Here is a 14192-nt window from a genome sequence, read left to right as displayed (position 1 = left end):
CTAAAGTCGCGGCCGTACTCTGAAATGGCTGGCGCTCGACCGGCTATAAGATTACTGTATAAACTGCTGCCAAAGCCGTTCCACCTCCGCGCGCAGTTCGTGAAATTCGTCAGCGTGCGCCGTTGCGCTGAGCCCTTGCAGAACCTGATGGTGACCGTAATCGCGATAGGCGCAGTAGGCCCGCTTTAACAGCGCGGCATCCACCGGGGAGATAAAACCTTGCTGTTGCAGGCCTTCCAGCAAGCGGACGTTGTCGGTGTAAGTGGCGAGAGTCGGCTGATGCGCGGTTTCGGCCAGCACGCCGAACTGGACGATGAATTCGATGTCGGCGATACCGCCCTGGCTTTGTTTCAGATCGAATACCGCCGGGTCTTTTGGGGCCAAGTTGTCGCGCATTTTTTCACGCATCTCCCGCACCTGGGTTTTTAATGCTTCGCGCTCTCTGGGCAAGGCTAAAATCCGGCCGCGTATCGCTGCGTAGCTGTGCTTTAAGTCCTCGTCGCCGGCTACGAAACGGCCGCGAACCAAGGCTTGGTGCTCCCAGGTCCAGGCTTCGTTTTTTAAATAGGCTTCGTAATGGTCGATATGCGTGACCAGCAAGCCGGAGTCGCCGTTGGGCCGCAAGCGTAAGTCGGCTTCGTAAAGGATGCCGGACAGCATTTTGGTGTCCAGAATGTGGCGGATTTTTTGACCCAGACGTAAATAAAACTGGCCGGAGTTGATGGGCTTTTCGCCGTTGGTTTGCGCATCACCGTCGGCACACGCGTATAAAAATACCAAATCCAGATCGGAGCCATAGCCCAGTTCGATACCGCCGAATTTACCGAAGGCAATGATCGCAAAGTTCTGCGGATCAGGGCCGGTGCCGGGCGGGTGGCCATGCTTGCTGACCAGCATGTGCCAGGCGCATTGCAATACCTGCTCGAGAATGGCCTCGGCGGTCCAGGTTAAATAGTCGCTGACGATCATCACCGGTATTACCCCCATGATGTCGGCGGCAGCTACCCGTAACACGTTCAGATGCTTGAACTGGCGCAGCGCTATCATCAGTTGTTCGCTGTCCTGGGTATCGACGCGGGCCAGGTCGCGTTCTAACTCCTCACGCAAAGCCTGTTTTTGCAGCGGGTCATAGAGCGAACGGGTGTCCAGCAGTTCGTCGAACAAAATCGGATATAGCGACAGATACTCGCAAATCCACGGACTGGCAGCCGCCAGCTTGATCAGCTGATTCAGCGCATCCGGATTCTCGGCCAGTAAGGCCAGATACACGTTACGGCCGGCCACGGCTTCGAATAGATCCAAAATACGCAGAAAGGTCGCATCGGCATTGTCGCTGTTTGCTACTTGCTCTATCAGTTGCGGCAGCAAGCGGTCCAAGACCGCGGCCCCTTTGCTGGTCATGCGTTTAATGGCGTGCGACTCTTTGAAAGCGACGAGCGTATTTTGGATGCTCAGTGGGTCGGCAAAGCCGTAGTCGGCCAGCGCTTCCAGCGCCAACTCGTTGTCAGCGCGGCTGGACCAGATCAAGCGCGCGCTTTGCTGTTTGTTGTCTTGTTCACTCAGCGAAAACACTTGTTCGAAAATCTCCTGCACCGATTCGCGCACTTGGTCCAACTCGGCTTTGAATGCGCTCCAATCCTCGAAGTCCAGCGAATACGCCAGAATCCGTTGCGCCAGTGGATTGCCGGGCAAATCGTGAGTTTGTTTGTCCTGGTATTGCTGAATATGGTTTTCCACGCGTCGCAAAAACCGGTAGGCAAATTTTAAGCTCGCCACGTCCTCAACGTTCATCAAGCCCAGTTCTTCCAGGACGGTGAGGATGGTCTGAATTTCGCGCTGCTGCAAGGCGACGTCCTGGCCGCCGCGAATCAATTGAAAGGCCTGGCCGATGAACTCCACTTCGCGGATGCCGCCGGGGCCGAGTTTGACATTGTCGGCACGGTCGCGGCGTTTTAGTTCTTGGGCAATCTGAAATTTTAAGGAGCGGAGCTCCTCGAAAGCACCGTAATCCAGATAGCGGCGATAGACAAACGGCTTGATCAGCGCCGCTAACTGTTTGCCGGTATCGAAGTCGCCGGCCACTTGCCGGGCTTTGATCATCGCATAGCGTTCCCATTCTCTGGCTTGCGTCAGATAGTACTGTTCCATGCCATCGAAATTCATGATCAACGGGCCGCTATCGCCGAATGGCCGCAGGCGCACGTCGGTGCGGAACACAAAACCGTCCACGGTGATTTCGTCGAGCATTTTGACTAGTGCACGGCAGATGCGGGTAAAGAATTCGCCGTAACTGATTTCTTTTTTTTCGGTCAGCACGCCGTCTTCGGCGTAGGCGAAGATCAGGTCGATGTCGGAGGAATAATTCAGTTCCCAGGCGCCGAGTTTGCCCATGCCCAGTACCACGATATTGAACGGTGTGCCGTCTGTCAATGTCGGCGTCCCCCAACGCTGGCATGCCTGGCGGTATAAAAAATCCAGCGCGGTTTGGATGCAGGTTTCCGCCAATGCGGTCAGGTCTGCTAGGGTTTCATCCAGATCGGACCAGCCGGCCAAATCACGCCAAGCGATTCTGATCATCTCTCGGCGGCGGAATAAGCGCAATTGCTTGGCCAATGCGGGTTCGCCGTCGGCCTTGCCGCTTTGTTGCAGTGCGGCGGCGTAATCGGCGCGGCGCAAAGGGGAGAATAAATCGGTCGATGTCACCAGGTCCGGAATTAGATTGGGATGTCGCAGCCAGCTTTCGCTAATGAACTGGCTGCAAGCGCAGACTTTTAGCACCGACGCGGAAAATACCGCGTTGTCGAAAATTTGCAGATGTTCTGGACTAAGCTTTTCGTCGAGCTGTGTGCAAAAGTCGGCCGTCAGCGCCTGTAGTTCACCCGGCAAAAGTACCGTGTGTTGAGATAGCGAATCGAGAAGTGGCATAGGCGGCATCCTGACGGGAGAACGGAAGCAGCATGATACCTAAACTGCGTACGCTACCCTAGACGGCGACTGAAAAAATATCCCTACTGGAATCGGGTACACTTAAACCTGGCCATGATGCGGTTAATTGCCGTGTATTCAAGATTGATCGAATCGGAGTGCAATGTATGAAAACCTTATATCTGTCGGCGATAGTATTGATATTGAGCGCTTGTTCCAGTCCCGGCAATCAGCATGCACACGTAGAAGGCGGCCGCAGCCAGACCGGTCAGCCCGCACTGCATGCGGTGCGCGACAATCGATTACGCGAATTGATGGAGAGGATGGACAGCTTGATGCAGGAGCGGTTTATGACCGAGCAGCAATTGGATGTAGAGCGCCGCAAGTACTCTCGGCAAATCGGCGAGGCGGCGCGGAATTTGTCGGCTAACGTCGGGACGATCATCGCCAGGATGCCTGGCTTACAGCTCAACGCTAGCGAACAAGCCGCATTTCTGGCGCTTGCCAGCAAGTTGCGGGAAGAATCGCAGCAGTTGCAGCAGCTCGCCGAGCAAAATCACATTGATGCTATTCCGGACAGTCTGCATGAGATCAATACGACCTGTACTTCCTGTCATGCCTTATTCAGAAAGCTTGGGGGTTAGAATATGAGCGAATCGCAACGATGGCTTAAAATATTTTCGATGTTGTTGTGCTGTTGGATGGTTAGTCCCGCGCAGGCTGCCGATGAAGACATCAAGGCTTTGCTGAAAGCCTTGAGTCAGCAGGTCACGCAGTTACAGAGCCAGGCTGAGCGCTCCAACGCCAGGATAGAACAGTTGGAGCAGGAGTTACAGCATGTCCGTGCCGAGCAAGTCGCGGCCAGCAAACCGCCGATTGGCAATACTGCTCAGGTAACGGCGGCATCGCCGGCAACGGTGGCAACAGCATCCGCCAGCACCGCTGTAGCTAGCGATAAAGCTAAAGAAAAGCCTGCGGTTACGGTTGGCGATGTGAAAGGCACTTTTAAAATTCCCGGTACGGACACCTCGGTGGGTTTGGGCGGGTTTGTGAAAATGGATACCATGTTCAATAGCGTCAGCGCTGGACGTGACAAGTTGGGGGACCAGCAACTGGCGATGTCACAAATCCCGGTGGGTGCGGCCGGTGAACGTGGGCAAATTACCTTTCACGGCAAGGAAAGCCGCTTGTGGTTCAAATCGTTTACCCCGACCAACAGTTGGGGCGACATCAATACCTATCTGGAATTTGACTTTTTCGGCGATCCGGCCACTTATACCTATACGCCACGCTTGCGGCATGCTTACGGTTCTATCGGTCATTTTTTGGCGGGGCAAACCTATACAACTTTTTTGAACGTATCGGCGTTGCCGGATAATCTCGATATCGGCGGCTCGGCGGGCGCGCTGACTAGTTTGCGCCAGCCCTTGGTGCGATGGACCGAACCTTTTACTTGGTTGAGTACGCCGATGGAATGGCAAGTGGCGCTGGAGGCACCGCGCACGCGGTTGTGGGTTGATTCCGCGCTGGAGACTTCTTCCAGTAAAAGTACCAATCCCAATCTGGATGCCGCTTATTACACTACACCCAACGCTGATCGTTACCCGGATTTGATGGCCAGGCTTAATCTGAATCCGGATTGGGGTAATCTGTCCTTGGCAGCGGTCGGCAGACAGGTTCGCTACACTAACAGCACGACGGGTTATCGACAAGCTGATTGGGGCGGCGGCGTTAATCTGGCCGGACGGATTAACACCTTTGGCTTGGATAATATTCGCTTTATGGCGCATTACGGCAAAGGCGACGGGCGCTATGTCTCCAACAACAATACCTTCGCCGACGCGGCGCTCGATCAACATGGTGCTATCGAGCTAGTCGATGCCTATGGGGGGCTGTTGTCATACCAACATTGGTGGGATAAACAATGGCGTTCCAGCGTGACTTACGGTTTCGCCCAAGCGGATTATCCGACGTTTGCCAATGTGGTGTTAACCCGCCAAGTGCAGTCGGTGCATGCCAATCTGCTGTGGAGCCCGGTCAGTCAGGCTATGTTGGGCGTGGAATACACTTACGCGACGCGGGAGTTGATCGATGGTCGCGATGGTGTGTTGCAGCGAGTGCAGTTTTCGGCAAAATACAGTTTCTAGTCGTACTGCAGCAAAGTAAGGTTTTACCCCGCGAGTGCTAACAAACGGGGTGAACAGACAGAAGTGATGACTCATCGCTACCGGGTGATTTTGAATATTTGGTCCTGGTAGCGAACGATAATGCCATCTTCCACTATTTCTTTCAGCTCTAATGCGTTTTTGATGGTCTGGCCGGGCACGTATTTGACCATGTCTATCATGACGAACCGCTCTGCAGGTGTCGATGAATAGCTAAACACATTGATGGGAAGACCGGGCAATGACTGGCGCACGTTTGCTGGTAAGTCTTGTAAGGTGGGTAAATCGTTTTGCGGCCTTGCGGTGGCGACTGGTGCAGGATTTTCCGTCGGGGGAGCATCCGTTTTCACAGTGGCTTGAGGCACATCGATTGATTGCTGTTCCGCGACATTCTTGGGTTTGGTAGGCACTTGCGGTTCGGCGATTGCCGCTGGGATAGGCTTCTTCACTGGTTGCGGAGGCGCCGCAATCGGTTTAACCGGTTCAGTCAGTTGTTTCTTGGTGGCGGCGAGTTTATCCGGTGCCGATGTCAGGTTTCGCGGTTCATCAAGCTGTTTAATGGGAGCAATCTTTACCGGTGTCGACGGGTTAGCCAGGGACAGTGGCGGGTTTGATTTGGCTATCAATGGCGTTGCTTGTTCACTCTCAACTACCGATTGCGGCTTGTACGAGGTGATGGCCAGAAAATAGGTCAGAATCGCCAAATTTAAAACAACCAGCAAAACGATGATCTTGGTCAGGCTTTGCCGCTCCGGTGTTTGCGGGACAGTGATGCGATTGGTCACCGTGTCGGGTAGCATGGCTTGCCGTTCCCGTTCGGATTTGCGTAGTGCATTTAAGATGTAAGACATATCAATAATGTTAGCGCGGGGTTATCGCCAAGTGGGGCGAATTTGCCGCTCCGCTTTGGTTATCCAAATGTATCAGGGTGCGGGCGCCGGCTATGCCGTCGGATGCAAGATGTTGCCGGCGTTGGAAAGCAATCAACTCGGCTTTGAGGGTTTCATCGAAAACGTGGGACGCCATGTCGCCGGCAGGTTTCCCGTTGACCTTCCCCAGCCGTTCGCGCAGCCATAACACTGCTTCGGATTGCTGAGTAGGTGCGATTTCCGTGACCCCTGGATGTGGTGGCCGCCAAAGCACCAGATAATTGCCGTCCCAAATGGTCAACAACTCGGCGAGCGGAAATCGCCGGGTATCATCCTTGACGCGGATTTCGGCATGGTCGTGGTCGACACCGAGTAATAAGGCGTAGCGCTTTTGCTCGGCAGGGCCGGAAAACGCTAAAATGGCTGGGCGGTCTATGCTCAGCAATTCTTGCCAACTGGCTTTTCCTGAAAAGCAGCTCAATCCCAGCGCTGCGACTCCATAGCAGTCCGGCACCTTGTCGGCTGGAGCCGATTCCCCCCAAACTCGCAGCGCTTCGGCCAGCGCACCCGCCAATGTCAGTCCCGCATTATCAAGTTGTTCATTGAGGCTGGGTTTTGCTAACGTGGCGGCCACCGGCTGCGGCATAACAGTTTGTTGCGTCGCGACCAGCTTGACAGGCTTGATCAAGGATAACGCGGGACGCCACAGCTCAAACCCAATCACCGCGGCAAAGCACAAAACCAAAGCCGTCGCGCCATACCGCTGCGGCATAAACCGGGCCGGGCCCATCACTTCCGCAGCCGCCCGGCGAATGATCGCCGGCGTAATCACCCCTGCATTGGTCGCATAGGCACCCAACAAGGCTCGGTCGCATAAAATATTGATCAAGCGCGGCACGCCTGCCGAATAGTGGTAGACCTTGCGAATCGCCATCGGGTTAAACAGACGATAATTCCCTCTGCAAACTCTCAGCCGATGCTGAATATAAGCCCGCGTCTCTTCGAGCGAAAGCGGCAGTAAATGGTAGCGAGCGGTGATGCGCTGATTGAGTTGACGCAGATCCTGGCGTGCCAGCATTTTGTTCAACTCGGGTTGGCCGACCAGAATAATTTGCAGCAACTTGGCCTTACTGGTTTCCAGATTGGTCAATAGCCGGATTTGCTCCAGTACGGTCAGGCTTAGGTTCTGGGCCTCATCGATTAGCAAAACCGTGCGCCGGCCATTGGCATACGCGGTCAGCAGATAGTGATTGATGGCATCGATCAGATTTTTTGCCGTTATCGGCATGCTGTTGTGGCGGATACCCAATTCGTCACAGATCGTTGCCAGCAGTTCCAGAGCAGTTAGTTTGGGGTTCAATATCAGGGCAATATCGACGTTATCCGGCAACTGCTGGAGCAAGCAGTGGCAGAGAGTGGTTTTCCCGGTCCCCACCTCGCCGGTTAAAGCGACGAAACCGCCGCCCCTGTTGATGCCATACAACAAATGAGCAAGACCTTCCTGATGCCGCTCGCTCATGTACATGAAATGCGGATCGGGCGAGATTGAAAAGGGCAATTCGCTGAAATTGAAGTATTGCTGATACAAGGTTATGAGCTTCCGAAACAGTTCTGCCGCGATGCTAATTCAAACCTGGGTAAATTGCACTTAAAAGTCTATATCGAGGCGAGCGGGCGGCTATCGCTCTTTAGGTGTCGCGTTAGCGACACAAACCGCGAAAGCCTATTAACCACTTGGGCATAAAAACCAACGGGCATTGCGCCATGTGTTGTTCATTCGGCGCATTGCGCTATCGCCCTACGAGCTTGTTGTGGCTTTGCAAGGCCTGACCCTGTTTTTCTGCGGACTATCTGTCACCGGTCAACTACGAATTGCGGCATCAAGCCGCTTAACTACGTGTCCAGTTTAGTGTTGATACATCAGTCGATTTTGACTCAGGCTGCTTGACTAGTTTGATTACTTCACCGATTTTGGGCAAACTAAACCTGAAACAAATACACAACGTATCACTAGTTGCTCTCTTGCACTGCCTTTCATCTATAGAACAAGCATATGACTAATTGCCTCTATTGCAACACTCCCTTGAGCAGGCACGAGCAATTCGCAGGAACCATCTGTAGTAACTGGCGCTGTCGAGAAAAGCATCTAGAAAACCAACTGGTTAGCTATCGTACCGAAGCTGCAGAGGCTTTGGATTTTGGCCAGTCCGAGACTTTTCCAATTGCTGTTGTTCCGCACTGGGAACCAAAATTAGTCCCGTTGACACATGAGGATTATCGGATGCTGGCGGAGTTTCTAAACGGACTAATCAGCTCCGAAACTACAGAGACAATCCCTAACGAATTTATGGAAGCTCCGCCCCAGTCCGACACGCCTCCCGCCATGCTCTCGCGACTCGGTCAGGTGTGCGCTATATGTCGGGGTTTCTGCTGTTTCCATGGAGCAGCTCACAACGCATTCCTCGATCATAAAACGCTATTGCGTTTCGTGACTGAAAAGCCTGAGCTGGAACTTTACGATGCGGTGGAAATTTACCTTGATTACTTGCCTAGCCAGCATTATTTCAACGCTTGTCTATATCAGGGAGAACAAGGTTGCACTCTACCTCGCGAAATGCGGGCAAACATCTGTAATGACTATCAATGTGGCGGTTTACGAACCGCACGGGAACGGTTCGCTACGAACTCAGACAACCGTGCTTTCGTCGTCGTTCGGCACGACCACAAAATTCAGCGCGCGGCTTTCATAAACGGTTCCTCAATTATTCACTACCCACCGAAGGACTCATAGGTATCGGACCTTGGGCTATTGCAGCCCGGGACGTAGACCCATGCAGCTAAACTCATCGCCGATTTCTACCCCCAGGGCACAAGTGCGCCGAGCGCCATCCCCCTATTTGGCAACCCCGTAACGAAGCGGAAATTACGCTACGTACATTGGCGTTGCGCCTGGACGCCTTACAAACCATGCGCACCCAGGAAAGCAACCGCTTGCTGGTGGCGCGCGAACCGGTCCGTGAGGACATTCAACAGCACCTGAATTGGCTGGATGCCGCCACCCAACAATTGATCGAAGTCATCAACGATCACATTGACCGCCTACCGTTCTGAAGCAACAGCGGCGTAGCTGTGAATAGCGAAGCGTAATCGGGGGAATGACTTGTAAAGCTTGGTCTTAGGTGTCGCTAACGCGACGGATGTTTTAATGTCGGGTCTCGGCCCGACAGCCGAGTAACTTTTCTTTGTTTGGCCAAAGAAAAGTCACCAAAAGAAACGCCACCCGGACGCCGCTTGTTTCCTGCGCGCCGAAGCTTTTATCGAGGGTCGGCAGAAGGGGCTTCCCAGCCCCTCCGCCGACGTGCGGCATCCTTGCCGCACCCCTTCGGGCAATTCTCGATAAAAGCTCCGGTGCTCGGCGCGGCATACGGGAAAAACCCCTCGCGAACTTAAAGGGCTTTGACGGTTCTTTTGGATTAAGGGGAATAGTTGTGTAGCTCCGAATAGCGATAGCGTATTCGGAGGAACGAAGGGTTTGCGAAACATCGTTTGGACCTTTTGGGAGATAGCACACGCCCTAAATTATTAAGGCATTGCCAACATGCGCCCGAACAGCGAAGCATAATCGAGGGAATGGTTTTGTAAAACATGCGTCCGAATACGCTATCGCTATTCGGACCTACAGAGGCCCACCGAAAATCGGGATGGTTTTCTCCCCGTATGCCGCGCCGAGCACCGGAGCTTTTGAACGGACAAATCGGCAGGATAGCCGATTTGCATGCGCAGCACCCGAAGGGCGAGGTACATGGATGTACCGAGTGAGCAGCCCGTTAGGGGCGCCGCAGGGATGCGGCGCGTTGCCGAAGGGGCAGGAAGCCCCTTTCGGCAACCCCGTTCAAAAGCGAGGAGCGCAGGGAATAAGTGGCATCCGGGTGTCTTTTCTTTTGGATACTTTTCTTTGGACAAGCAAAGAAAAGTATCTCGGCTGTCGGGCCGAGACCCGATATTAAAACAACCGTCGCGTTAGCGACACCAAACACGAAAGCCTATTGACTAGACAAGTTCATTACTCATTTTGAAAATACTCAGAATATCATTTTCTGAGTTATGGACAGCTTGCTCATAAATACTTACGGTTTTATTTAGCAAAATATGCCCGTGTTTCTTAAATTCTTTGTTGTCCCAATTTGATACGGGAGGCCCAGCCATTTGAAAATAACTATTTTGAACAAAGTTGGGATGTGATGCCTCACATAGAAAACCATATGACTCCACTGCTCCACTATGCTCATTTTCAAGAGACCTGACAAAATCCATGACATTAATAGATGATTCGGTAGCTAACTCACCCCAAGGCAACATTACCTCAGATTTCGCACCTGTAAGAAGCTTGTTAACTTTGTTTAGCTCACTTTCAACACTTTCCTTATTGGAGATTTTGCTAATTAATGATTTAGCGTAATTAATGCTTCCGCACATTTCAAAGAAAAATCTGGTAGATAAAGGCACAATCATAAATTGACCTTGCTTAAATTGTTGCTCAATTATGGGGCGAAGACCTAATGAATAAGAAAACCCGTTAACTGCATAAATAACAATACGACTTACAACTGATGCCTTTTCGTTTTTATCACTCATACCCCAGTATTTACCAGGAAAGTTAGATTTTATGGCTTCTGCTGCATCTGTGCTTATTGTTGAAATTTCCTCAAAACGTGAATGATAAATTTTAGTTTCTTCCCTCCATGATTCCTTTGGCTTTATTATCCATTCATCAGTCATAACACATTCCTTGGATGTATTACCCTCTATCATTCCAGTTTGTGCAAGTGACCAACCAGATGCCGTCGATCGGAAAGCCAGCCACTCACCCTCCCAACAACGGCGACTGCATCACTATCGCCGCCGCTATCAACACCGCCGCACTGAGAATAGCCCGCAATGTGCGAGTATTGTTGCGCTTCAGTTGTTTACGTAGCTCCAGCATGTCTTTTTGTTGCTGCTGAAGTTGCTGCTGCATGTGCGCAACGCTTTGCAAGGCTTGGAATACGAGGCCGGGGACTTCCGGAATCTGTTCGGTGATTTCCGGGAATTTGGCAAGTAGCTCTTTGATCTTTTTACCGGGACCGACGCGTTCCTTGAACCAGTTTTCCAGGAAGGGTTTGGCGGTTTGCCACAAGTCCAGATCGGGGTAAAGCTGACGGCCCAGACCTTCGATGTTCAGCAGGGTTTTTTGCAGCAAGACCAATTGCGGTTGCACCACCATGTCGAAGCGGCGGGCGGTTTGGAACAGTCTTAGCAGCAACAAGCCAAAGGAAATGTCTTTCAACGGTTTTTCAAAAATCGGTTCGCAGACGCTGCGGATTGCCGCTTCGAATTCTTCGATCCTCGTCGTCGCCGGCACCCAACCGGATTCGATGTGCATTTGCGCCACTTTCCGGTAGTCGTGGTTGAAGAAGGCCAGGAAGTTTTCGGCCAGATAACGTTGATCCGAGCTGGACAGGCTGCCGACGATGCCAAAATCCACCGCCAGGTATTTGTCCGGCAATTGCACAAAAATATTGCCCGGATGCATGTCGGCATGGAAGAAATTGTCGCGGAATACCTGGGTGAAGAAAATCTCCACGCCGCGCTCGGCCAACTTTTTGAAATCGGCATTGCCTTTACGCAAGGCGTCGATGTCGCCAACCGGCACACCGTAGATGCGTTCCATCACCAAGACTTTGCGGCGGGTTAGCGGCCAGTGAATTTCCGGAATGTAGAGCATCTCGGAATTCTTGAAATTGGCGCGGATGGCGCTGGCGTTGGAGGCTTCGCGCACCAGATCCAACTCGTCGAGGATGGTTTTTTCGAATTCGGCGACGATTTCCATTGCCCGCAGTCGGCGAGCATCGCTCCAGAAGCGTTCCGCCAAGCGCGCCAGTTCGTAGAGTAAGCCGACGTCGGAATGGATTTTGTCTTCGATGTCCGGGCGCAAGACTTTAACGATGACTTTTTCGCCGGTGTTCAGCGTAGCGGTATGCACTTGCGCGACCGATGCCGAGGCCAGCGGTTGCGGATCGAACTCGGCAAAGGCTTCTTCTATCGATTGCCCCAACTGTTGTTCGATGATTTTGCGCGCGGTGACGGCGGAAAACGGTGGCACTTTATCTTGCAGTTTGACCAACTCTTCGGCGATGTCTTCCGGCAGCAAATCCTTGCGGGTGGACAGGGTCTGGCCGAACTTGACGTAGATCGGCCCCAGGTCTTCTAGGGTTTTACGAATCCGCGCACCGCGCGGTTCACGGGCTTTGCTGGTCCAATAGTTGGGAGACAAGAAAGCGATATAGCGGATGGGGCGGAATAGATGGGTTTTTAAAACGATTTCATCCAGGCCGTGGTACATCATCACCCAGTTGATGTGGATGAGGCGCATCAGAATTTTCGGGCGAATCACGGTGCAGGTCCTTGTTATTGAGGCGCGGATGTTGATTGGAGCGAGGCTTCCAGGCGGTCGAGGCGGGCATCGAGGCGGTCGCAGTCGCTGCGGCACGTGTCGATGTCGCGGAAAAATAACTCGGCTTCCGATTTGGCCGGTAGCTCGCGAGTTTCTTCTTGCAGGAATTCTTCCAGGTTCAAACGAAAGGTGGTCAGGGTGTGCTGCGTCCAGTCGCGGCTGCCGCGGAACAATTTGCTTAAACCTTGGGCAAAGGCGTCGCCGGTATAACGGGCGATTTTGCTTTCCAGATTGATGTCCAGTTTTTCAAACAGGCGTTGCAGGCGGCGGGCGACTTGGGTATCGCCTTCAATGCGGACTTCGCCTTTAAACAGCGAGCGCATGGGTGTCGCGCTTAAGCCCATCAAACCCAGTGCCGACAGAGAGCCACTCAGCGTGGCGTCTGCCAAACCTGGATAGCTTTCGAGTACTTGGATGCTATTTATCGTGGGGCAGAGATAGAGATTGCTGTCAAAAGAAGAAATATGCAGCGCAATGACTTTACCCGCCATCGGCGTCAGGTATTGCTCCAAGTTGTCATCCAGCGCCAAATAGCGATTCAGCGCGCCTTCCAGTGTGGCAATAAAAAGCGGCTTGAGCATAGTGCTTGTTTAAAACTTGTAGCCGCGGTGCACGGCAACAATGCCTTGAGTCATATTGAAGTATTCGCAGCGTTCCAGACCGGCGTTTTCCATCATTTGCTTTAGTTCGTCCTGTTTGGGATGCATGCGGATCGATTCGGCCAGATAGCGGTAGCTGTCTTCGTCTTTGGCCACCACGGCACCGATTTTGGGCAGTAGTTTGAAGGAATAAAAGTCGTAGACTTTTTCGGTGATCGGGTCGATAGGGTGGGAAAACTCCAGGACGATCACCCGGCCACCCGGCTTCAATACTCGGTACATGGAGCGCAAAGCGGCGTCTTTGTCGGTGACATTGCGCAAGCCAAAGCCGATGGTCACGCAATCGAAGCTGTTGTCGGCAAACGGCAGGCATTCGGCGTTGACTTGAGCATAACGAATATTGCCGCTCAAACCATGGTCGATCAGCCGGTCGCGGCCGGTGCGCAGCATCGCGGCGTTAATGTCGGCCAAGACAACTTGGCCGGATTTACCGACGCGTTTTTCATACAATTTGGTCAAGTCGCCGGTGCCGCCGGCCAGATCGAGTACGCTATCGCCTTCCCGAACGTTGGCCAGTTGCACGGCTACCCGCTTCCAGATGCGGTGTATCCCTAAGGACATCAAGTCGTTCATGACGTCGTATTGGCTGGCAACCGAGTCGAACACGCCACGCACCAACGCGACTTTTTCCTGTTTGGGAACCTGTTTGAAACCAAAATGGGTGGTGTTGTCGTTTGTCATGATGTTGTTTAATTGTGTAAGGGCGAACGGCGGCTAAGGCCGGCGGCTTTCAGTTCTTCCAGATAATTCGACCACAGCAGCGGGAAATCCGAACCCAACTTGTACAACAAGTCCCAGCTATAAATGCCGGTGTCGTGACCGTCACTGAACACCAGTTTGATGGCGTAATTGCCCACCGGCTGGATGTCGGTAATGGTCACGTCTTCCTTGCCGATTTGCAGAGTTTCCTGGCCGGGACCATGTCCGACCGCTTCCGCCGATTGGGTGAACACGCGCAGGTATTCGCTGGGCAGCTCGTAAATACTCTCGTCGTCGAAATGAATTTCCAGGATCGCCGAAACCTTGTGCAGCTTGATTTCGGTTGGAACTCGCTGAGTGGGGGTTATTTTTACGCGCATAA

Annotated in this window: 12 protein-coding genes; 4 read left to right on the top strand and 8 right to left on the bottom strand. The window is 52.9% G+C overall.

Annotated features, from left to right (window positions below):
• Positions 1-51 precede the first annotated feature (51 nt).
• Positions 52-2925, bottom strand: coding sequence for a bifunctional [glutamate--ammonia ligase]-adenylyl-L-tyrosine phosphorylase/[glutamate--ammonia-ligase] adenylyltransferase (glnE, locus tag EBA_RS18930; protein WP_192376151.1), 2874 nt, complete (start codon positions 2923-2925; stop codon positions 52-54).
• Positions 2926-3092: 167 nt separating this feature from the next.
• Here glnE and EBA_RS18925 point away from each other — a divergent pair, with 167 nt between their 5' ends.
• Positions 3093-3569 (top strand): cytochrome c, encoded by a 477-nt coding sequence (locus tag EBA_RS18925; RefSeq protein WP_192376150.1) that lies wholly within the window; start codon positions 3093-3095, stop codon positions 3567-3569.
• A gap of 3 nt (positions 3570-3572) precedes the next feature.
• On the top strand, positions 3573-5072 hold the full coding sequence (locus tag EBA_RS18920; RefSeq protein ID WP_192376149.1) for a DcaP family trimeric outer membrane transporter: 1500 nt from the start codon (positions 3573-3575) through the stop codon (positions 5070-5072).
• A gap of 77 nt (positions 5073-5149) precedes the next feature.
• Here the strand turns inward: EBA_RS18920 and EBA_RS18915 are convergent, their stop codons facing one another.
• Entirely contained in the window at positions 5150-5941 is a 792-nt protein-coding gene (locus tag EBA_RS18915) for a general secretion pathway protein GspB (protein ID WP_192376148.1), read from the bottom strand.
• A 10-nt stretch (positions 5942-5951) separates the two neighbouring features.
• The gene (locus EBA_RS18910) at positions 5952-7547 is read right to left on the bottom strand and encodes an ExeA family protein (protein ID WP_192376147.1); all 1596 of its coding nucleotides are present in this window, start codon (positions 7545-7547) and stop codon (positions 5952-5954) included.
• A 465-nt stretch (positions 7548-8012) separates the two neighbouring features.
• Between EBA_RS18910 and EBA_RS18905 the strand changes: the two genes are divergently transcribed.
• Complete coding sequence (locus EBA_RS18905; RefSeq protein ID WP_192376146.1) at positions 8013-8750, top strand: hypothetical protein; 738 nt, start codon at positions 8013-8015, stop codon at positions 8748-8750.
• A 146-nt stretch (positions 8751-8896) separates the two neighbouring features.
• Positions 8897-9070 (top strand): hypothetical protein, encoded by a 174-nt coding sequence (locus tag EBA_RS18900; protein WP_192376145.1) that lies wholly within the window; start codon positions 8897-8899, stop codon positions 9068-9070.
• 939 nt (positions 9071-10009) lie between these two features.
• On the opposite strand, the gene EBA_RS18895 is transcribed toward EBA_RS18900, so the two are convergent.
• From EBA_RS18895 to EBA_RS18875, 5 genes are all read right to left on the bottom strand, one after another.
• Positions 10010-10738 (bottom strand): hypothetical protein, encoded by a 729-nt coding sequence (locus tag EBA_RS18895; protein WP_192376144.1) that lies wholly within the window; start codon positions 10736-10738, stop codon positions 10010-10012.
• 85 nt (positions 10739-10823) lie between these two features.
• Positions 10824-12392, bottom strand: coding sequence for a ubiquinone biosynthesis regulatory protein kinase UbiB (gene ubiB / locus EBA_RS18890; RefSeq protein ID WP_192376143.1), 1569 nt, complete (start codon positions 12390-12392; stop codon positions 10824-10826).
• A 14-nt stretch (positions 12393-12406) separates the two neighbouring features.
• The gene (locus tag EBA_RS18885; RefSeq protein ID WP_192376142.1) at positions 12407-13033 is read right to left on the bottom strand and encodes a ubiquinone biosynthesis accessory factor UbiJ; all 627 of its coding nucleotides are present in this window, start codon (positions 13031-13033) and stop codon (positions 12407-12409) included.
• A gap of 9 nt (positions 13034-13042) precedes the next feature.
• The gene (gene ubiE / locus EBA_RS18880) at positions 13043-13792 is read right to left on the bottom strand and encodes a bifunctional demethylmenaquinone methyltransferase/2-methoxy-6-polyprenyl-1,4-benzoquinol methylase UbiE (protein ID WP_192376141.1); all 750 of its coding nucleotides are present in this window, start codon (positions 13790-13792) and stop codon (positions 13043-13045) included.
• Positions 13793-13800: 8 nt separating this feature from the next.
• The gene (locus tag EBA_RS18875) at positions 13801-14190 is read right to left on the bottom strand and encodes a gamma-butyrobetaine hydroxylase-like domain-containing protein (protein WP_192376140.1); all 390 of its coding nucleotides are present in this window, start codon (positions 14188-14190) and stop codon (positions 13801-13803) included.
• Positions 14191-14192: the final 2 nt, after the last annotated feature.

This window comes from Methylomonas albis (genome assembly GCF_014850955.1).
Taxonomy (GTDB): Bacteria; Pseudomonadota; Gammaproteobacteria; order Methylococcales; family Methylomonadaceae; genus Methylomonas; species Methylomonas albis.
This window is presented reverse-complemented; position numbering and strand designations above follow the sequence as displayed.